At 46.1% G+C, this 20,308-nt stretch carries 17 protein-coding genes and 1 tRNA gene; 16 read left to right on the plus strand and 2 right to left on the minus strand.

Annotation, left to right across the window (positions count from 1 at the left end; translation table 11 throughout):
* Positions 1-12 precede the first annotated feature (12 nt).
* Both AC6H3C_RS21110 and AC6H3C_RS21115 read left to right on the plus strand, forming a co-directional pair.
* A complete protein-coding gene (locus AC6H3C_RS21110; RefSeq protein WP_497517531.1) occupies positions 13-711 on the plus strand; it encodes an urease accessory protein UreH domain-containing protein in 699 nt (232 codons plus the stop codon).
* 208 nt (positions 712-919) lie between these two features.
* Complete coding sequence (locus AC6H3C_RS21115; RefSeq protein ID WP_497517532.1) at positions 920-2,164, plus strand: DEAD/DEAH box helicase; 1,245 nt, start codon at positions 920-922, stop codon at positions 2,162-2,164.
* Positions 2,165-2,275: 111 nt separating this feature from the next.
* Here AC6H3C_RS21115 and recQ read toward each other — a convergent pair whose 3' ends face one another.
* Positions 2,276-4,459: a DNA helicase RecQ gene (gene recQ / locus AC6H3C_RS21120; RefSeq protein ID WP_497517533.1), complete on the minus strand. Its 2,184-nt coding sequence runs from the start codon at positions 4,457-4,459 to the stop codon at positions 2,276-2,278.
* A 225-nt stretch (positions 4,460-4,684) separates the two neighbouring features.
* On the opposite strand from recQ, the gene tatC reads away from it, so the two are divergent.
* The 8 genes from tatC (at position 4,685) to AC6H3C_RS21160 (ending at position 11,448) form a co-directional block, all read left to right on the plus strand.
* Positions 4,685-5,527: a twin-arginine translocase subunit TatC gene (gene tatC, locus AC6H3C_RS21125; RefSeq protein ID WP_497517534.1), complete on the plus strand. Its 843-nt coding sequence runs from the start codon at positions 4,685-4,687 to the stop codon at positions 5,525-5,527.
* Between the two features lie 18 nt (positions 5,528-5,545).
* Positions 5,546-6,268 (plus strand): LPS export ABC transporter ATP-binding protein, encoded by a 723-nt coding sequence (lptB, locus tag AC6H3C_RS21130; RefSeq protein WP_497517535.1) that lies wholly within the window; start codon positions 5,546-5,548, stop codon positions 6,266-6,268.
* A gap of 86 nt (positions 6,269-6,354) precedes the next feature.
* Positions 6,355-6,436, plus strand: a tRNA-Leu gene (locus tag AC6H3C_RS21135).
* A gap of 147 nt (positions 6,437-6,583) precedes the next feature.
* Positions 6,584-7,939, plus strand: a complete 1,356-nt coding sequence (gene tig, locus AC6H3C_RS21140; protein ID WP_497517536.1) for a trigger factor — start codon at positions 6,584-6,586, stop codon at positions 7,937-7,939.
* 130 nt (positions 7,940-8,069) lie between these two features.
* On the plus strand, positions 8,070-8,741 hold the full coding sequence (gene clpP, locus AC6H3C_RS21145; RefSeq protein WP_497517537.1) for an ATP-dependent Clp endopeptidase proteolytic subunit ClpP: 672 nt from the start codon (positions 8,070-8,072) through the stop codon (positions 8,739-8,741).
* 25 nt (positions 8,742-8,766) lie between these two features.
* On the plus strand, positions 8,767-9,981 hold the full coding sequence (gene clpX / locus AC6H3C_RS21150; RefSeq protein ID WP_497517538.1) for an ATP-dependent Clp protease ATP-binding subunit ClpX: 1,215 nt from the start codon (positions 8,767-8,769) through the stop codon (positions 9,979-9,981).
* Positions 9,982-10,039: 58 nt separating this feature from the next.
* A complete protein-coding gene (locus AC6H3C_RS21155; RefSeq protein ID WP_497517539.1) occupies positions 10,040-10,660 on the plus strand; it encodes an ABC transporter ATP-binding protein in 621 nt (206 codons plus the stop codon).
* Positions 10,657-11,448, plus strand: coding sequence for an ABC transporter permease (locus AC6H3C_RS21160; protein WP_497517540.1), 792 nt, complete (start codon positions 10,657-10,659; stop codon positions 11,446-11,448). The genes AC6H3C_RS21155 and AC6H3C_RS21160 overlap by 4 nt, the downstream gene beginning before the upstream one ends.
* A 2-nt stretch (positions 11,449-11,450) precedes the next feature.
* Here AC6H3C_RS21160 and AC6H3C_RS21165 read toward each other — a convergent pair whose 3' ends face one another.
* Positions 11,451-12,704 carry an ABC transporter permease gene (locus tag AC6H3C_RS21165; protein WP_497517541.1) on the minus strand — a complete coding sequence of 418 codons (1,254 nt, stop codon included), beginning with the start codon at positions 12,702-12,704 and terminating at the stop codon, positions 11,451-11,453.
* Between the two features lie 219 nt (positions 12,705-12,923).
* On the opposite strand from AC6H3C_RS21165, the gene purH reads away from it, so the two are divergent.
* The 6 genes from purH to rodA are packed head-to-tail and all read left to right on the plus strand — an operon-like array spanning position 12,924 to position 20,210.
* Positions 12,924-14,513, plus strand: a complete 1,590-nt coding sequence (gene purH / locus AC6H3C_RS21170) for a bifunctional phosphoribosylaminoimidazolecarboxamide formyltransferase/IMP cyclohydrolase (protein ID WP_497517542.1) — start codon at positions 12,924-12,926, stop codon at positions 14,511-14,513.
* Positions 14,514-14,569: 56 nt separating this feature from the next.
* Positions 14,570-15,592, plus strand: a complete 1,023-nt coding sequence (locus AC6H3C_RS21175; protein ID WP_423130546.1) for a rod shape-determining protein — start codon at positions 14,570-14,572, stop codon at positions 15,590-15,592.
* 32 nt (positions 15,593-15,624) lie between these two features.
* Positions 15,625-16,452: a rod shape-determining protein MreC gene (mreC, locus tag AC6H3C_RS21180; protein ID WP_497517543.1), complete on the plus strand. Its 828-nt coding sequence runs from the start codon at positions 15,625-15,627 to the stop codon at positions 16,450-16,452.
* On the plus strand, positions 16,445-16,951 hold the full coding sequence (locus tag AC6H3C_RS21185; RefSeq protein WP_497517544.1) for a rod shape-determining protein MreD: 507 nt from the start codon (positions 16,445-16,447) through the stop codon (positions 16,949-16,951). Before mreC ends, AC6H3C_RS21185 begins: the two co-directional genes overlap by 8 nt.
* 5 nt (positions 16,952-16,956) lie before the next feature.
* A complete protein-coding gene (gene mrdA, locus AC6H3C_RS21190) occupies positions 16,957-18,783 on the plus strand; it encodes a penicillin-binding protein 2 (protein ID WP_497517545.1) in 1,827 nt (608 codons plus the stop codon).
* Complete coding sequence (gene rodA / locus AC6H3C_RS21195; protein WP_497517546.1) at positions 18,783-20,210, plus strand: rod shape-determining protein RodA; 1,428 nt, start codon at positions 18,783-18,785, stop codon at positions 20,208-20,210. Before mrdA ends, rodA begins: the two co-directional genes overlap by 1 nt.
* Positions 20,211-20,308: the final 98 nt, after the last annotated feature.

A 20,308-nucleotide genomic window follows, 5' to 3' on the forward strand; every position in this document is an offset into this window, starting at 1 on the left:
TACTGTATCATCATGCAAGAACTGTATTTACTTTCCGTTTCAGCCGCCTCGCTCGGCGTTATTCACACCATCCTGGGCCCCGACCATTATTTGCCCTTTATTGTATTGAGTAAAGCCCGGCAATGGTCAAGCAATAAAACGATGTGGATCACCTTTATCTCGGGTGTAGGACATGTGGGCAGTTCCATCCTGATCGGGATTTTGGGTGTAACACTCGGCATCAGTCTGAGTAAGCTGGAAAACATTGAAGCGTTTAGGGGCGAACTGGTTGGATGGATGTTGTTTGCATTTGGCGTTTTGTATACCTTGTACGGCATTTACAAATACATCAAAACCTCGCATCATGCCCATCTCCCCGATTTTTTACTTCCCAAAAAGATCAGGGGGTTGCAACATCTGCCTGTCGACGAACAAAGTCAGGACAACAGCCGGTTAACACCCTGGGTTTTATTCCTGATTTTTGTATTCGGCCCCTGTGAAGTGCTGATCCCCATGCTGATTTTTCCTGCATATAAAAACAGTACGCTGGGCATGTTTACAGTTGCGCTGATCTTTGGCATTGCCACCATTTCGACCATGATGTTCACCGTTTACCTGGGATATAAGGGTACATCGTTGCTAAAATTCAAAAAACACGAAAGATACCTTCATTTGCTTGCCGGACTGGTCATTCTCTCAAGCGGGACCGGGATTTTGTTTTTGGGATGGTGATGTATAAGACGGTCGGTTGCCGTGATCGGTGACCGGGTATCCGATCTTTCGCAACGCGTGTTAACCAGGCGTATTTCTGTCGGCGAAAAGGACAATAGGTATTCATCAGAAAAAATTGTTACTTTTGCCAAATAAAACAGAATGAGCGCTTCCGCGAAAGTTTGATTCTCTTTTCTGGTATATTTTGACATACATTCCTGCACATTATATGAAGTTTGACGAATTTGATTTACACGACGATATCCTGGATGCCTTGCACGATATGGGTTTTGACGAAGCGACCGAAATCCAGGAAAAAACCATCCCCATTATACTCGAAGGACACGATTTGATTGCCTGTGCCCAGACCGGAACCGGAAAAACAGCGGCTTTTATGCTGCCGATTATTGAAAAAGTTTCGGCCTTGCCGTCGGGCCATACCCGGGCGCTGATTATTATTCCAACACGGGAGTTGGCAATCCAGATTGAACAGCAGGTGCAGGGATTTTCGTATTACTCGGGCACCACCTCCATCTCGTTGTATGGCGGCGGCGACGGGAACGAATGGGAAGTTCAACGCAAAGCGCTGGAGGGTGGCGTGGATATCATTGTAGCGACCCCCGGCAAGCTGATTTCCTTTATCGACAACGATATTGCCCGCTTGGGACAGGTCGAATACGTGGTACTTGACGAAGCCGACCGCATGCTCGACATCGGTTTTCATGACGATATTATCCGGATTTTCAGCCATCTGCCCGAAAAACGGCAGACCGTGATGTTCAGCGCAACCATGCCGCCAAAGATCAAAACACTGGCAGCCAAGGTACTGACCAAACCCAAAGAGTTTAGCACGGCTATCAGCAAACCTGCTGAAGGAGTTTTACAGGCCGCTTATATTTGTCACGAAGAACAAAAAATACCGCTGATCCAAAGTCTGATCGCCGGGAAAGATGACTGCCAGAGTATCCTCATTTTTTGCTCAACGAAAAAGAAAGTGTCGCAGATTGTGCGGGCGCTGCAAAAGAAAAAGCTGGATGCGCAAGCCATCTCATCCGATTTGGAACAAAAAGAACGCGAAGCAGTTTTGATGAAATTCCGCGCCCGGCAAACACGTATCCTCGTTGCTACCGATGTGCTTAGCCGGGGGATCGATATTAAAGATATTAACCTGGTCATAAACTTTGATGTACCGGGAGACGCCGAAGATTACGTACATCGCGTTGGCCGTACTGCACGAGCCAATACCACCGGTATCGCGCTCACCTTCATCAACAGCGACGACATGTACAAATTCCAGCAAATTGAAACGCTGATCGAAAATGAAGTATACAAAGTCCCTCTGCCCGAAGAATTTGGTCCCGGTCCTGAATGGAAAGTGTCTGCCCGGAGAAAAGGCGGCGGCGACCGGAATAAAGGCAATGGTCGAAAAAACTTCAGAAAAGAAAAATCCCGGCCAGGAAAAAATCAGAATTAAAAAGAGGCAAACCTCTGAACGTCCATCTGCTTCGTCGGGTTAAAGAAGGTGAAAACGATGGAAGACAGTCGAAGACCATCGTATTCAATAATCTTCGACTGCCTTATTTCTCTAATTTCCCATATCAGAAATAAACTTGATCCGCATCAAACGGATTTCTTCCTCGCTGTATTCATCTTCTCCCAATTCGTCAAGGGCCGACTGAATGGAATCATCCTCTGCTTCGCGAAAATAATCATAGACTTCATCCTGGTGTTCATCGTCCAGCACGTTGTCGATGTAATAATCAATATTGATTTTGGTTCCTGAGTTTACAATGGCTTCAAGCTCAGATATCAGTTCTCCCATCTCTATGTTGTTGGAGTTGGCAATATCTTCGAAAGGCAGCTTACGGTCAATACTCTGGATAATGCTCACTTTTGTTTTCGACTTATTGGCTACCGTTTTCACCACCATATCCTGCACCCGTTCGATATCATTGTCTTCGACATATGATTTGATCAATCCAATAAATTCGGCGCCGTAACGTTTGGCCTTCCCGTCGCCAACTCCCTGCATATTTTTCAGTTCGTCAATGGTGATGGGGTACTGAATGGACATATCGGTCAGTGAAGGATCCTGAAAAATGACAAATGGCGGAAGGTTATGCTTTTTAGCTACTTTTTTTCGAAGATCTTTCAGCAATTCAAACAGCTCCGGGTCTCCGGCCGAACTGCCTGACGGGCCGCTTAGCGACACATATTCTTCTTCCAGTTCATCGTAGTTGTGGTTTCTGACCAGTAAAAACGGTCCGGGCTTAGCGATAAAGGCATTTCCTTTTCCAGTCAGCTTCAATAGGCCGTAGTTTTCAATGTCTTTGCTGATAAGGCCGGCAATCATGCTCTGCCGGAATACAGCGTTCCAGAAACGGGCGCTGTGGTCGTCGCCGTTTCCGAAAGCTTCCAGTTCATCGTGATGGAACGATTTTACAGCAGCGCTCAGTTTACCGGTCAGGATATCCGAAATATGTTCGGCCTTATATTTTTCTTTCACTTCTTTAATGGCGAGTAAAGCGCGGTGGACCTCATCTCCCGCTTCTACCTGTTCTTTCGGGTTCAGGCAATTATCGCAGTTGCCACAAGGTTCGTCCAATAGTTCGCCAAAATAATTCAACAGGATGATGCGGCGGCAAATAGCCGATTCGGCATACGAAGCCGTGTCCAGCAAAAGCTGACGCCCGATTTCCTGTTCGGCGACGGGCTTACCCTGCATAAATTTCTCCAGCTTTTGAATGTCTTTATACGAATAAAAAGCGATACATTGTCCTTCGCCCCCATCACGCCCGGCACGGCCGGTTTCCTGGTAATAGCCCTCCAGACTTTTGGGGATATCGTAATGGATCACAAAGCGTACGTCGGGTTTATCGATTCCCATTCCAAAGGCAATGGTAGCCACAATTACGTCAACTTCCTCCATCAGAAACTTATCCTGGTTCCCCGACCGGGTGGCCGAGTCCATGCCGGCATGGTAAGCCAGCGCTTTAATGCCGTTTACCCTTAAGAGTTCAGCCAGTTCTTCCACTTTTTTCCGGCTCAGACAATAAATAATGCCCGATTTCCCTTCATTCTCCTTAATAAACTTAATAATCTGGTTTTCGGGTTTAACCTTCGGCTTCAGCGCGTAATACAAGTTCGGCCGGTTAAAGGAAGCCTTAAACACATTGGCCTCCAGCATGCCGAGGTTTTTCTGTATATCGTGCTGTACTTTAGCCGTAGCGGTAGCGGTAAGCGCCACAATGGGTGCATTCCCGATTTCCTGGATAATCGGCCTGATCCGGCGGTATTCGGGACGGAAGTCATGTCCCCATTCCGAGATACAGTGTGCCTCATCAATGGCGTAAAACGAAATCTTCACGCTTTTCAGGAATTCAACGTTTTCCTGCTTGGTCAACGATTCGGGGGCCACATAGAGCAACTTGGTTTTGCCCCCTGTCACAGACTCTTTTACTTGCTGAACAGCCTGCCTGGATAAGGATGAATTTAAAAAGTGGGCGATGCCATCTTCGGTTCCGAAACTTCGGATGGAGTCAACCTGGTTTTTCATTAATGCAATTAATGGCGAAATAATAATTGCCGTTCCTTCCATGATTAATGCCGGCAACTGGTAGCAAAGCGATTTGCCTCCGCCGGTTGGCATTAATACAAAGGTATCATTCCCGTCCAACACGCTTTTTATCACCTCCTCCTGTTGACCCTTAAACCGGTCAAAACCAAAGTGTTTCCTGAGATGATCGGTCAATATTAGCTCATTCTTCATAAAGCTACTAGTTTATTATCCACTTAGTCACAAATCTTTTAGGGGTATCTAAGGTAAATAAAATCTGCTTCAAATCGCAACGTTTTTTTTTCATTTTATTCCACTTGCTTCTGATTTAAAAAAAATTAAGCTTTGAGGCAAAAGAAGAATTGTGAATAGTCGCTATATTTGTCCGGGTTTCCCCAATAAACACATTTTGATAACTACTGAACCAAATTACCAAAAATGACCGAGGATCAAAGCACAAATAAGAAGAAAGACCCGAATGCGGAAATGTCCTTCCTGGAACACCTGGAAGAATTGAGATGGCATCTGATCCGGGCATTTCTTGCTATTGTATTATTTTCAATCGTTGCCTTTATCAAAAAAGATTTCATTTTTGATACCCTTATTCTGAATCCAAAGATGCCTGATTTCTGGACTAACCGGATGTTTGCCCAGTTGGCCGACTTCACCGGAATGGAGGCGTTGCGGATTAACAACACCGAATTGAAACTGATCAGCATCAAAATGTCGGGACAGTTTATGACTCACATCTGGACCTCGTTAATTGCCGGCTTGATTATTTCATCGCCCTATGTCATTTTCGAGTTCTGGCGTTTTATTAAACCCGCCCTGTACGAAAAAGAACGCAAACACTCAGTCGGCGCTGTTTTTTACATTTCCTTCCTGTTTCTGATCGGGATTCTTTTTGGATACTATTTAATTGTGCCTCTGTCCGTCCATTTTTTAGGCTCCTACTCCATCAGTAGCGAAATTGCCAACCAAATCAATGTTTTATCCTATATTAGCACGGTTACATCGATCACCCTGGCAAGCGGCGTAGTTTTTGAGTTGCCCATTCTGGTTTACTTTTTAAGCAAGATAGGCTTACTGGGCCCGGAGTTGATGAAAAAGTACCGACGCCATGCTTACGTGGCCTTGTTGCTGCTCTCTGCCATTATCACGCCGCCCGACGTATTTAGTCAGATTATGGTCTGTTTCCCGCTTGTTATCCTGTATGAGGTGGGTATTGTTATTTCGCGGAAGGTTAAAAAGAAAGCTGATGCAGAATTAGATGCATTATAAACCGGCATTTATTAGATTATGAAGTTACGAGCTGAGAATATTGTCAAAAAATACCGCAAACGAACGGTTGTAAAAGGGGTTTCATTCGAAGTAAACCAAGGTGAGATTGTGGGACTGCTCGGGCCAAACGGAGCCGGAAAAACAACTTCATTTTATATGATTGTTGGTCTGATTCAGCCGCTTTCGGGGAAGATTTTTATCGCTGACGAAGAAATCACCAAACTCCCGGTTTACAAACGCGCCCAGCGCGGCATTGGTTACCTGGCCCAGGAAGCTTCGGTATTCCGGAAACTCAGTATTGAAGACAACTTAAGGGCGATACTGGAAATGACCAACTACACAAAGGCCTACCAAAAGGAAAAAATGGAATCGCTTTTGGAAGAATTTCACCTGACACATATCCGAAAAAGTAAAGGTTACCAGCTTTCGGGAGGAGAACGACGCCGCACCGAGATTGCCCGGGCGTTGGCCATCGACCCCAAGTTTATCTTACTCGACGAGCCGTTTGCCGGGGTTGATCCTATTGCTGTTGAAGATATCCAGGAGATTGTACGCAAGCTGATTGAAAAAAACATCGGTGTGCTGATTACCGACCACAACGTACACGAAACCCTCTCGATCACCGATCGTTCGTACCTGCTTTTCGAAGGATCGATCCTGAAAGCCGGGACAGCCGAGGACCTGGCCAACGATGAAGATGTACGCCGGGTTTACCTGGGACAAAACTTCACACTACGCTAGGAATAACCGCCTGAGAAATATTATTTTCAACTTTCTCCCTCTTGTTTGCAGAAATAAAAATTTGCCTTATATTTGCGCCTCGATTAGCGGACGTGGCGGAATTGGTAGACGCGCTAGACTTAGGATCTAGTGCCACACGGCGTGGGGGTTCGAGTCCCTTCGTCCGCACTGAAAAAAGCTCAACCGCTGTGCTTGAAACCCGTTTTCAGGCAAGCGGTTTTTATTGGTTTATAAGGCCGGAGTTCGATCCGGAATAACACGATAACATATTGGTTATCCGATCATTTTCCAAAAAATATTAAGTGGGATTTTTTTATGAACATTACAAAAGAGAACATCAACGAGCTAAACGCAACCATTACCGTAAAAATTGAAAAAAACGACTACGAAGCTACGGTAAACGAGGCTTTAAAAGACTATCGTAAAAAAGCGAATATGCCAGGCTTCCGTCCTGGTAAAGTTCCTGCAGGATTGGTGAAAAAAATGTACGGAAAAGCCATTCTGGCAGACGAGGTAAACAAGATGTTATCTAACAACCTGTCGAAATACATTGTTGACGAGAAACTTAACCTGCTGGGCGAACCGCTTCCCAACGAAGAAAAACAGCCCAAAATAGACTGGGAAACAACCGAAGACTTCGAATTTGTATTCGACATTGCTCTTGCTCCCGAAATTGAGGTAAAGCTCGACAAACGCAAAAAATTCACTTATTACAACATCCTTGTCGACGACGACATGGTGAATAAACAAGTTGAAACCTACACCGGACGTTTTGGCAACCATAAAAATGCGGATGAGGTTGGTGAAAAAGATTCTGTTCGCGGTGATTTCGTCCAACTCGACGCCGACGGCAATGAACTGGCCGACGGTATTGTCGCCGAACAAGTGATCATTGCCGTTGACCTGATGAAAGATGAAACCGTAAAAAACGAAATCATCGGGAAAAAAGCCGGCGACAGCGTTGTATTCGACCCGGTAAAAGTATATGAAGACAAACACGAGGTTGGCCATATGCTGAACCTGTCGCACGAAGAAGCAGAAAAAATTGAAGGCAACTTCAAATTCACTATTGCCGAAATTCAGCGTTTCGAACAGGCCGAAATCAACGAAGATTTATTCAAAAAAGTTTTCGGCGATGAAACTGAAATCAAAAGCGAAGAAGAATTCCGCAACAAACTGAAAGCCGACCTTTCTGAAAACTTTACTTATTCGAGCGATTACAAATTTGCGATCGACAGCCGTGATACCCTGGTTGAAAAAGTGGAGATGCAATTGCCGGAAGAATTCCTGAAACGTTGGCTGAAAGCAACCAATAATGAATTGACTGACGAACAAATTGAAGCTGATTTTGACAACTTCATGAAAGACCTTCGCTGGCAGTTGATCAAAGACCGCTTGATTAAAGACAACGAAATCCGGATCAACGAAGAAGATGTGAAAGAATTGGCCAAAAAAGTGGCAGCTATGCAATTCAGCCAATACGGCATGTTCAACGTAGCCGATGAACACCTGGAAAACTACGCAGGCCACATTCTTCAGAACGAAGATGAAAGAAGACGGCTGGTAAACAGGGCACAGGAAGACAAAATTATAGAACTGATTAAATCGAAGGTTGCTATCGACGAGAAAGCAATCAGCCACGAAGAGTTTAACAAATTGCTTGAAAATTAATTTTCAGGCATTTGTAAACCCATATTTTTATAACTTTGTAAAAACCGGCCGCCCCGTTTATTGTTTTATCATCGATCGGGATGATGCACCGGATTTTACAAAGTTTCTTTTTAAACCAGAGGACAACAGAATGAGTGATTACAAAGAATTTCACAAATATGCCACCCGGCATATCGGAATCAGCAGTTTAAATATGCACCGCTTCGATTCCCTGTTTACAAACAGCCTGACACCCTATATTATAGAAGAACGGCAGTTAAACGTAGCTTCCATGGACGTGTTTTCGCGTTTAATGATGGATCGTATCATTTTTCTGGGAACGCCCATTGACGACTACATTGCCAACATCATTCAGGCCCAGTTGTTATTCCTGGAATCAACTGACCCAAGCAAGGATATCCAGATTTATTTCAACACCCCGGGAGGATCTGTTCACGCAGGCTTGGGCATTTACGATACCATGCAGTATATTTCGCCCGATATTGCCACCATCTGCACCGGTATGGCCGCTTCGATGGGAGCCGTTTTGCTGACTGCCGGAGCCAAAGGAAAACGCTCGGCCCTGAAACATTCGCGGATCATGATTCACCAGCCAATGGGAGGCGCCCAGGGGCAAGCATCCGACATCGAAATTACGGCCCGTGAAATCATGAAACTGAAAAAAGAACTTTACGATATTATCGCGAAACACGCTGAAAAACCTTATGCTCAAGTAGAAAAGGACGCCGACCGCGACTATTGGATGACCTCGGAAGAAGCCCGGGATTACGGAATGATTGATGAAATTTTAGTAAGAAACTAAGGCATTGACAAAAAAAAGCTACATCATGGATAAATGTTCTTTCTGCGGACGGGAAAAGAAAGATGTCAACCTGCTGATTGCAGGGATGGAAGGCCATATTTGCGACCGTTGCATAGAGCAGGCATATGCCATCGTTGAAGAAGAATTTAAAAAAGATTCGGAGTTTGACCTAAGCGGGATCAAACTGATGAAACCCAAAGAAATTAAAGAATTTTTGAGCCAATACGTGATCGGACAGGAGCAGGCCAAAAAGATTTTGTCGGTAGCGGTTTATAATCACTACAAACGGCTGAACCAAAAGGTACAGACCGACGAAACAGAAATTGAAAAGTCCAACATCATTTTAGTAGGACAAACCGGAACAGGTAAAACCCTGCTGGCGCGCACCATTGCGAAAATGCTGCACGTCCCCTTTACCATTGTTGATGCCACCGTACTGACCGAAGCCGGTTACGTAGGCGAAGATGTGGAAAGTTTACTGACGCGACTGCTTCAGGCCGCTGATTATAACGTGGAAGCAGCTGAACGGGGCATCGTATTTATCGACGAGATTGACAAAATCGCCCGGAAAGGCGACAACCCGTCGATCACCCGCGATGTGTCGGGCGAAGGAGTTCAGCAAGGCTTGTTAAAACTGCTGGAAGGTTCGATTGTGAACGTTCCGCCGCAGGGAGGCCGGAAACATCCCGAACAAAAAATGATCCCCGTCAATACCAAAAACATCCTGTTTATCTGCGGAGGTGCCTTTGACGGCATTGAAAAGAAAATTGCCAACCGGCTGAACACCAAAGTCGTGGGCTACGGGGCACAGAAAAACATCGACAACCTGGATCGCGAGAACCTGTTACAGTACATCTCCCCTCAGGATCTGAAAAGTTTCGGGCTTATCCCCGAAATTATCGGTCGGTTACCAGTACTTACCTACCTGCAGCCACTCGACAGAGAGACACTAAGGAACATCCTGACGGAACCGAAAAACTCGTTAATTAAGCAATACATCAAACTGTTTGAACTGGATGACATTGAGCTTAGTTTTGAAGAAGATGCCCTTGAATTTATTGTCGATAAGGCCATCGAATTTAAACTGGGCGCACGCGGGCTACGGTCAATCTGCGAAAACATCATGATTGATGCCATGTTTGAAAGTCCGACAGAGGGGGTTAAAAACCTGAAGATTTCGAAAGAATATGCCGCTTCAAAGATCGACCCTCATGATGCACAACGATTAAAAGCCAGTTAAGCTAAATAGGCCGGAATAAACTCCGGCTTTTTTGTCGTTATGTCTTTACTTATTCTTCATGATCCGATTTAAAAACGTGTCCCTGAAATTGGGGAATAAGCAACTGTTTGAACACTTCAACCTGACTGTAGCCAAGGGCGATAAGGTTGTATTCTCTGCTCCTTCCGGAAGCGGAAAAACCAGTTTATTACGACTTGTTTTAGGATTTATTGATCCGGACGAAGGGAAAATTATCTTCAACAAAAAAGAAGTCAAACCGGAGAACCTGCGGCTTATCCGTAGTCAGGCCGCCTATTTAAGCCAGGACATCGATTTTCCGAACGGACGGGTGAATGAGGTTTTCGGTGAAATTTTCAACTACGCTGCCAATAAAAACTGCAACTATTCCGAATCCGGATTGCTTAAAACATTAGCCGAGGTCGGTCTGCCGGACGAAATCCTCCATAAAAATACCAGCGACATCTCAGGAGGTGAACGGCAACGCCTGGGCTGGGCGCTGATCATGTTACTGGACCGGCCTGTTTTGTTGCTCGACGAACCGACCTCGGCCCTGGACGACCGGATGAAACATTTTTTTATTGAACAGATAAAAAAAACCGGAAAAACAGTGATCTGTGTAAGCCACGATGCTGAATGGCAAATACCGGAAATGAGAGTTATTTCAAGTTTTTATTCATGAATGCAGCAGATATTTCCATCAGCGGACTTGTTTTCGGGCTATTATTAGTTGTCCCAACCATGTTGCTGATTTGGCGTCTCCGGCTGGATTTCAATAAAAGTCTGGTTATTTCGGTAGCCCGCATGCTCATTCAATTAGGGTTTGTAGCTGTTTACCTGAAGTATATCTTCCTGCTCGACCATGTACTTATCAACTTTGCCTATGTGCTGGTTATGATTTTGGTTGCAGCATTCTCGGGCATCCGGAACTCATCGCTTCGTTTAAAAAAACTCCTGGTTCCCACCTTTGTGTCCATGTTGCTTCCGACGCTTTTCACGCTGCTCTATTTTAATGCGTTTATCGTTCAGCTTCCGAATGTTTTTCAGGCAGATGTGATGATTCCCATCGCCGGCTTGATGCTGGGAAATGTTCTGAAAACAAACATCGTGGCTTTAAAAAGTTTCTTCAATATGGCCCGAAAAGAAGAAAAGATTTATCTCTTTTTGCTGGCAGCCGGTGCAAGCAGGCAGGAAGCCGCCCGTCCGTTCATGAAAGAAGCCATCCGCACCGCCATGGCTCCCAACCTGGCCACCATGGCTACCGTCGGCTTGGTGTCGTTACCCGGCGTTATGACGGGTCAGATCCTTGGTGGTTCCGATCCGGTACTGGCCGTAAAGTACCAGATTATGGTCATGATTATCATTTTCTTCACCAGTATCTTAAGCAATGTTCTCCAGTTATTTTTCGCGGTCAGACAGGGATTTGACAGGTATGACAAACTGGATAGAAGCCTCTTTTCAAAAAAATAGCCTCACACGGTATTCATGGCAGCAACCGGATCTAAGCGGGCCGCAGTCAGAGCCGGCATAAAGCCCGAGATCACACCAATACTCCCGGAAACGATGATGCCGATTGCCATGTTTTTCAAACTAAGAGAAAGAGACATGTCGCTGGCGGCGCTGACTACTTCGGTCCCGGCATATACCAGCAACAAACCAACACAGCCCCCGATGAGACAAAGGATAACCGACTCGAATATGAATTCGAACAAAATAAAATAACGTTTAGCGCCCAGCGATTTCTGGATGCCGATGATGTTCGTGCGTTCCTTTACCGAAACGAACATGATATTGGCAATACCGAAGCCGCCCACCAGAATACTAAAACCGCCGATAACCCCGCCGGCCAGGTTAAATACTTTAAAAAAGGCATCGAAACCGCCCGAAATAGCGCTGACTTCATTGATCGCAAAATTGTTTTCCTCCATAGGTTTCAGCCGCCGGAGAGTCCTCATGATCCCTTCCAACTCGGCGATAAACTGGTCTTTGTCTGCCTGCTCTTTTGCTTTGATGTTGATGGTTTGTCCCCGGTCGCGGTTTCTGAAATCAACCATGTTGGCCGCATACGAAACGGGGATATGCAAACGCTTGTCCATGCTGGTTCCAAACATATCGGATCCCTGGCGCTTGTAGGTTCCAATCACAAGAAACCGGTGACCATTCACTTTCATTACGTTTCCCGTCGGATCGCGCCCTTCAAACAAGCGGTCGACCAGCTCGCTGCCAATGATTACCAGGGCAGCCCCGCTACGGCTTTCCGATTCGGTGAAGTACCTCCCCCGGTCTATTTCAAGGCTCCAGGTATCGATCAGCTCGTGCGTAGTTGCAAGCACCTCGGTATTTTCAGCAACCGAGTTTTCAAATTGAACGGTACCGTTAAACCCGAACAGAAAAACAACGTGATCGGTCAAAGCAGAACGCTTTTTAATTTCAAACGCCTCACTTTCTTCGGGAACCGGCCGGTTCAGGTATTTCCACCAGGGATATTCCGTTTCACCCTCAGGTGGAGTCCAGGGCCACTTTTGGATATAAACCATGTTATTGCCCAGCGAATTCAGGTTTTTCCTGATATACTTTTCGAGTGAATCGATCACCGAAAATACCGAGATAATGGCAAAAATACCGATCGTGATTCCCAAAAGCGACAGGACTGTCCTCAACCTATTTGCACGCAGTGAGTTCCCGGCAAAGGCAAAACTTTCGAGAATTAACCGGATGAATAACATATTCGGAAATTTTGCATTAAAGTTAATAGAATCCAAAAGTGAAATAACAGGAAACGTTCTTTAAATTTTCGCCAATTTTCAAAAAATGATTATAACCCGCTTCTCAGGCATAAAAATTCTTTCTAATTTTCCCGAAGAAAATAAGTAAATGACGATTAGGAAACAAAAAAAAATCAGTCGTTTTTACTATCTTTGTGCATCAATCTTAAAGAACTATAAATGAGTGACTTAAAAAAGATCAAATCGGCATTGATCTCTGTTTATCATAAAGACAAGCTTGACGTTATTGTAAAGAAACTGGACGAACTGGGTGTTCATATTTACTCGACAGGCGGAACACAATCTTTTATTGAAAATCTTGGCGTAAACGTAACCGCGGTGGAGAATCTGACCGGATACCCCTCCATCCTTGGCGGACGGGTCAAAACGCTGCACCCGAAAGTATTTGGAGGAATTCTGAACCGGCGCGGCAACCCGGGCGACCAGCAGCAAATTATGCAGTATGAAATCCCGGAAATTGATTTGGTGATTGTTGACCTGTATCCCTTCGAAGAAACCGTATCATCCGGCGCTGCCGAAGAAGACATTATTGAAAAAATTGATATCGGCGGAATTTCGTTGATCCGCGGAGCAGCCAAAAATTTCAACGACGTAATTATCCTATCTTCACGCGATCAGTACGATAAGTTTATCGACCTGCTGAACGAGAAAAACGGGGCCAGTTCGTTGAACGACCGGAAAGCCTTTGCCCGCGAGGCATTTGCAACCTCTTCCCATTATGATTCGGCGATTTTCAATTACTTTAACGGCGGTATCACCGATAAGAACCGAATCAGCCTGAACGACGGGCAGGTATTGCGTTACGGCGAAAACCCACACCAGTCGGCAACCTTTTATAAATTTGCCAATGCCGGTTCAACCGACACACTGGCCAATGCACAGGTATTGCAAGGCAAAGAACTTTCGTACAACAACCTGCTTGATGCCGATGCTGCCTGGAAATCGGCAAGCGACGCTTACCATGCCGTAACTCATATCGAAAACAAGGTGGCTGTTTCAGTGATTAAACACCTCAACCCCTGTGGCCTGGCCGTTACCGGTAATATTTTGAAATCACTGGAACTCGCCTGGGAAGGAGACCCGGTCAGTGCCTACGGCAGTATCATCTGTTTTACCGATCCGGTTACCAAAGAAGTAGCGGACTGGTTTGGCAAAAAGTTCGTCGAAATTATTATTGCCCCCGATTTTACTGCCGAAGCGCTTGAGGTATTCGGAAAAAAGAAAAACCTTCGCTTGCTGGTAACGCCGCCAAAAGCCGAAACAACAGGAGAAAAACTTTACCGTTCCATTAGTGGAGGCATGTTAGTGCAGGACGAAGACGAAGGTATGGATGCTGAATTTAAAAATGTCACCAAAATTCAATTCGACCACCATAAACTAAATCTTGCCCGGTTTGGCATTACTGCTTGCAAACACCTGAAAAGTAACGCTATCGCGCTGGTAACCGAAAACAACGACGGTTCTTTCTGGCTGACGGGCGCCGGAATGGGACAGCCCAACAGGCTCGACAGCCTCCGGCAACTGACCATCCCGCGTTTTAACCTGAAGGAAGGAATCAGGATTGAAGAAGCGGTGCTGATCTCTGATGCATTTTTCCCGTTTCGCGACAGCATTGAAGCGGCCAACGAATTTGGCGTAAAATACATTGTTGAGCCGGGCGGAAGTATCCGTGATGAAGAAGTGATAGAGGCATGCGACGAATTCGGGATTGCTATGCTCTTCACGGGACGTCGTCATTTTAAACATTAATTTAACGAAGAATAGTCTGTAAATAATACCTTTGAAATTTAAGGAGAATATAACCCATGGGATTGTTTTCATTTTTAACTCAGGAGATTGCGATTGACTTGGGTACGGCCAACACGATCATCATCCAGAATGATAAAATAGTTTTGGATGAGCCTTCAGTGGTGACCGTCGACCTGAAGACGGATAAATTGGTAGCGATAGGAGAAAAAGCGCGTCAGATGCAGGGAAAAACGCATGCAAACCTGAAGACCATCAGGCCCTTGCGTGATGGTGTGATTGCAGACTTCAACGCAGCTGAACAAATGATCAGAGGAATGATCAAAATGATCAATCCCAAGTCCCGGTTGTTCTCCCCTGCCCTCAAAATTGTCATCTGTATTCCTTCCGGATCAACGGAAGTGGAGCTGCGCGCCGTACGCGACTCGTCGGAGCATGCCGGCGGACGCGAAGTGTACATGATTTACGAACCCATGGCGGCAGCAATCGGCATCGGTCTCGATGTGGAAGCCCCCGAAGGCCACATGGTAGTTGATATTGGCGGCGGAACTACCGAGATTGCCGTCATTTCGCTGGGAGGTATTGTCACCAATAAATCCATTCGTATTGCGGGCGACGACCTGACAGCCGACATCATGGAATACATGCGGCACCAGCACAACATCAAAATCGGCGAACGCACGGCCGAAGATATTAAAATCAATGTAGGCTCGGCCCTCTCGCAACTGGAGAACCCGCCAAACGATTATATTGTGCAGGGACCGAACCAAATGACGGCGCTGCCGATTGAGGTGCCTGTGTCGTACCAGGAAATTTCACACTGCCTCGAAAAGTCCATCTCTAAAATTGAGACGGCTATCCTTAGCGCGCTCGAGCAAACCCCGCCTGAACTCTATTCCGACATTGTGACCAAAGGCATTTACCTGGCCGGCGGCGGAGCATTGTTGCGCGGGTTGGACAAACGTTTAACAGAAAAAATCAACATCCCCTTCCACGTCGCCGAAGATCCATTGCGGGCAGTGGCGCGAGGCACAGGGATTGCGCTAAAAAATATTGATAAATTCTCCTTCCTGATCAGGTAATCCTGGCCGGAAGGGGACAAACTTTCCTGTAAATGAGAAGTTTGTTTCGCTTTCTTGCACGAAACTATTTTTTCCTGCTTTTTCTGGCCTTGGAATCAGTCTGCCTGGTTCTGATCGTCAATTACAATAATTATCAGAAGGTACAATTTTTAAATTCGAGCAATCACCTGACAGCCGGTATTTACGAAAGTTATCATGCCGTTTTCAATTTCTTTAAACTGCAAAAAATAAACGCCGAACTGGCCGATGAAAATGCCCGGCTAAAAAGCCAATTACAGGCCTACCTGATTGCTGATACGGCACGGGTAAGGGATTACATGACAACCGACAGCATCCGATACCAATTTATCCCGGCTAAAGTTGTCAACAACTCCGTGAATAAACAATACAATTACATCACCCTGAACAAAGGCCGGAAGCACGGCATTGAACCGGAAATGGGGATTATCGGGCCTGAAGGGATCGTCGGAATCATTACCTATGTATCCGACAACTATTCTACCGGGCCAACGCTTCTGAATAAACGCTGGCGGGTGTCTGCAAAAATTAAAGCAAACAATAACTTCGGGTCGTTAGCCTGGGATGGGATTGACCACCACCATGCGTCGCTGAATGAAATCCCCTTTCATGTTGAAATGGTTGTTGGCGACACCATCGTCACCAGCGGGTTTTCATCTGTTTTTCCCGAAGGAATGCTGATTGGATACATCGACTATTTCACCCACGAAAGCGGGGCTAACTTTTATGACATTGATGTCAGGTTGTCAACTAATTTTATGACCCTGACCCATGTACAGGTGGTGAAAAACAAACACCTGGACGAAATCATCAATTTACAGGAAAACAACCAGGATGAGTAGCAGATTTGTACAATATGTTTTTATGTGGGCCGTACTGATCCTTTTACAGGTATTGCTGCTCAATCACATCCAAATAAGCGGGTACATCAACCCGTTTTTGTATATCATGTTTATCCTGCTGCTCCCCTTTGATACCCCCAAATACCTGCTGCTGTTTTTAGGTTTCCTTACGGGACTCACCATCGATATTTTCAGCAATACCCTGGGAATACATGCTTCGGCAACTACTTTTTTAGCATTCCTGCGCCCGCTGGTCATCAACCTGATATCGCCGCGCGATGTACTCGAGATAAACGCTTCGCCCCGGATATCGCACCTCGGACTCCGATGGTTTTTCCGCTATACGCTGGTTCTGGTGCTGGCTCACCATTTCTTCCTCTTCTACATCGAGGTTTTTACCCTGAAAGGATTTATCTTTACCTTTTTCCGAAGCAGCCTAAGCTCGGCTTTTTCAATCGTGTTAATCATTCTCAGTCAGTTTCTGATTTATAAGGAGTAAGTGAAGTGGACAAGTTTGCCAAGCGAAAATACATCTTAGGAGCCATCTTTTTAGTCGTCGCGATTGTCTTTATCACGAAACTTTTTTCTCTTCAGGTTTTAGAAAGTTCGTACAAGCAATATGCCACCCGAAATGTGCTGCGGCGGGTGATCAACTACCCCGCCCGTGGATTGATTTATGACCGGAACGGAAAGTTGTTGGTTTACAATAAGGCGGCTTACGACTTGTTGGTCACGCCGCGCGAACTGACGGCTTTTGACACCACCGGGCTTTGCAAAATACTGAAAGTCGATCAATCGGAACTGATTGACGGGATTAAAAAGGCAAAAAAATACTCGCGGTACAAACCGTCGGTGGTGATAAAACAGATTTCACCCGAAGTTTATGCCGTTTTACAGGAAAAACTGTTCAAATTTCCCGGCTTTTTTGCACAAAGCCGCACGCTTAGAGAATACCCTCAGAAAATTGCAGCCCACATGCTTGGTTATGTTGGCGAAGTTGATAAGGCCGCGATCGAAAAAGACCCATATTATGCACAGGGCGATTACATCGGGATCACCGGGATCGAACGTACTTACGAGAAGGAATTACGCGGCACCAAAGGCGTTAACTTTTTCCTGGTCGATGTACATAACCGGATTAAAGGCGCATACCGCGAAGGTAAAAGCGATACGATTTCGGTATTGGGGAAAAATCTCATTTCGACCATCGACAGCGACTTGCAGCGTTATGCCGAGCAACTGATGCAGAACAAACGCGGGGCCGTGGTTGCCATTGAACCAAAAACGGGTGAAATTCTGTGTTACTACAGTGGCCCGGCCTACGACCCCAACCTGCTGGTTGGCCGCGAACGCTCCGGCAACTACCAGATCCTGCTGGGAGACAGCCTGAAACCACTGACCAACCGGGCTATCTCCGCCGCCTATTCGCCGGGCTCTACTTTTAAAACGCTGAATGCCTTAATCGCCCTTGAAGAAGGGGCGATCACGGAACAAACCAGCGTCAGTTGTCATGGCACGGCTTCGAGCCCGATACGCTGTACCCACAACCACGAAAGCCCGATCAGCCTAAAAAGCGCGATCCGCGAATCGTGTAATCCCTATTTCTGGAATACCTTCCGGTCAATCATCGCGAAATACCCGACAGCTGAGCAAGGATACAATAAATGGCAGTCGCATATCAAAAGTTTTGGACTGGGCGAAACCCTGGGAACCGAATTTTACGGACAATCCACCGGCAACATTCCCAACTCGTCCTATTACGACCGCTATTTCGGCCAAAAAAGGTGGAATGCCTTAACCATCCGTTCATTATCAATCGGGCAGGGAGAAATCATTATTACCCCCCTGCAAATGGCCAACATGGTTACCGTCATTGCCAACCGGGGATATTATATTGAGCCGCACCTGATCCGATCGGTAGCCGATAAAGACGGGACAGTCAATCAACTGCCGTTCGAACGAAAAAACAGCACAGTCAGCGCCGATCATTTCGAAACGGTCATCGAAGGCATGCAACAGGTGGTTGACTTTACCAACACCCGTTACACCGCCCACGTTGAAGGCATCAGCATTTGCGGGAAAACAGGAACGATCCAAAACCCACATGGTTCAGACCATTCAGCCTTCATCGCTTTCGCGCCAAAAGACGACCCCCAAATTGCGATTGCCGTTTTTATCGAGTTTGGCGTATGGGGAGCCCGGCATGCTGCCCCGGTTGCCAGCCTGATTATTGAGAAATACCTGAACGGAACCGTTACAGCCAATAACCGGAAATTAATTGAACAACGCATGTTTGATGCGAATTTATTAAATCCAATTCAACCCAAATAGTGGCAAGCAGAAATAACATATGGCTTAATCTCGACTGGTTGACGATCGGTCTTTACTTCATCCTGGTGATCCTGGGCTGGCTGAATATTTATGCAGCTGTTTACAACGAAGATCACAGTAGCATGGCCGATATGAGCCAACGGTACGGGAAACAGTTAATCTGGATTATTACAGCTTTTTTACTGGCCGCTACTCTGGTTATTTTCGACAGTAAATTCTATGTTTCTTTTGCATACCTTTTTTATGCCTTATCCATCTTGATCCTGATCGGGGTTTTGTTTTTGGGAACCGAAGTGAAAGGCTCGCGTTCATGGTTCCAACTTGGCGGATTCGCGATTCAACCGGCCGAATTTGTCAAGGTGACAACAGCGCTTGCCCTGGCCAAATTTTGCAGTTCTTATCATTTCAGAATGACTGATGTCAAGTCGATGGTGGCCATTGCCGGAATCCTGTTCATACCGGTCGCTCTCATTCTGCTTCAAAACGATACCGGTTCGGCCCTGGTGTTTGCCGTATTTATCCTGGTCTTATACCGTGAAGGTCTGTCCGGGATCATCCTGTTTTCAGGATTTCTGGTGGCCGGGGTCTTTGTTCTAACCCTTGTATTTAGTCCGTTTCACACCGTTATTATCCTGACATTGGGAGCACTGCTGTCTTATTATTTCACCCGCTACCCCTTCTGGAACGGTGTGAAGGCTTTAGCCATTTCCTCGACTGCCTTTGCATTGCTATGGCTGGGTAATTACCTGGCAAAGACTACCTTTTCCACCACAAAACTACTGATTCTGTCTTGTGTGGTTTCCACGTTTATCTTCGCGGTTTATGCCTTAAAGAACCGGATGAGGCAAGTGTTGATCATTCTTGGAGTTTACCTGATGCTCATCGGGATAACCTTCTCAGTAGATTACGTTTTTAACAACGTACTGGGTCAACATCACCAAGACCGGATCAATGAATTGCTTGGCATCCATTCCGATCCCCTGGGTGTTGGGTACAATGTCAATCAATCGAAGATTGCTATCGGGTCCGGCGGCTTCATGGGGAAAGGATTCCTAAACGGAACCCAAACCAAATTCGATTTTGTACCCGAACAAAGTACCGACTTTATCTTTTGTACTGTCGGCGAAGAGTGGGGTTTTGCCGGGACAACGGTCGTTATCCTGTTATTTATGGCCCTGCTGATCCGGCTTATTTTCATGGCAGAGCGCCAGCGGTCAGTCTTTAGCCGGGTTTACGGGTATAGTGTGGCCTGCATCCTGTTTTTCCACATTTCCGTTAATATCGGGATGACCATAGGTTTGGCTCCCGTTATCGGCATTCCGCTCCCCTTTTTCAGTTACGGCGGTTCATCGCTCTGGTCATTCACCATTTTGTTGTTTATTTTTTTACGTCTGGATGCCAGCCGGATGGAGAAACTCAGCTACTAAAATCCCGGCTTATCCCATCTTGGGGTTTCCGCTTTCGACCGGAAAGTCCGTTCCGGTAAGGTATCTACACCTGACGGATCTGAAACAGTCGCAGTCGC

This window comes from Gaoshiqia sp. US2 (assembly GCF_059705485.1).

What these genes read in the sequence shown, in the direction of transcription:
- AC6H3C_RS21165 (WP_497517541.1), bottom strand. Translation starts at nt 12,704, where the DNA reads ATGTTATTCATCCGGTTAATTCTCGAAAGTTTTGCCTTTGCCGGGAAC.
- AC6H3C_RS21160 (WP_497517540.1), top strand. Translation starts at nt 10,657, where the DNA reads ATGAATGCAGCAGATATTTCCATCAGCGGACTTGTTTTCGGGCTATTA.
- AC6H3C_RS21185 (WP_497517544.1), top strand. Translation starts at nt 16,445, where the DNA reads ATGAGTAGCAGATTTGTACAATATGTTTTTATGTGGGCCGTACTGATC.
- AC6H3C_RS21115 (WP_497517532.1), top strand. Translation starts at nt 920, where the DNA reads ATGAAGTTTGACGAATTTGATTTACACGACGATATCCTGGATGCCTTG.
- tatC (WP_497517534.1), top strand. Translation starts at nt 4,685, where the DNA reads ATGACCGAGGATCAAAGCACAAATAAGAAGAAAGACCCGAATGCGGAA.
- AC6H3C_RS21155 (WP_497517539.1), top strand. Translation starts at nt 10,040, where the DNA reads ATGATCCGATTTAAAAACGTGTCCCTGAAATTGGGGAATAAGCAACTG.
- AC6H3C_RS21175 (WP_423130546.1), top strand. Translation starts at nt 14,570, where the DNA reads ATGGGATTGTTTTCATTTTTAACTCAGGAGATTGCGATTGACTTGGGT.
- AC6H3C_RS21110 (WP_497517531.1), top strand. Translation starts at nt 13, where the DNA reads ATGCAAGAACTGTATTTACTTTCCGTTTCAGCCGCCTCGCTCGGCGTT.
- lptB (WP_497517535.1), top strand. Translation starts at nt 5,546, where the DNA reads ATGAAGTTACGAGCTGAGAATATTGTCAAAAAATACCGCAAACGAACG.
- clpP (WP_497517537.1), top strand. Translation starts at nt 8,070, where the DNA reads ATGAGTGATTACAAAGAATTTCACAAATATGCCACCCGGCATATCGGA.
- clpX (WP_497517538.1), top strand. Translation starts at nt 8,767, where the DNA reads ATGGATAAATGTTCTTTCTGCGGACGGGAAAAGAAAGATGTCAACCTG.
- mreC (WP_497517543.1), top strand. Translation starts at nt 15,625, where the DNA reads ATGAGAAGTTTGTTTCGCTTTCTTGCACGAAACTATTTTTTCCTGCTT.
- recQ (WP_497517533.1), bottom strand. Translation starts at nt 4,459, where the DNA reads ATGAAGAATGAGCTAATATTGACCGATCATCTCAGGAAACACTTTGGT.
- tig (WP_497517536.1), top strand. Translation starts at nt 6,584, where the DNA reads ATGAACATTACAAAAGAGAACATCAACGAGCTAAACGCAACCATTACC.
- purH (WP_497517542.1), top strand. Translation starts at nt 12,924, where the DNA reads ATGAGTGACTTAAAAAAGATCAAATCGGCATTGATCTCTGTTTATCAT.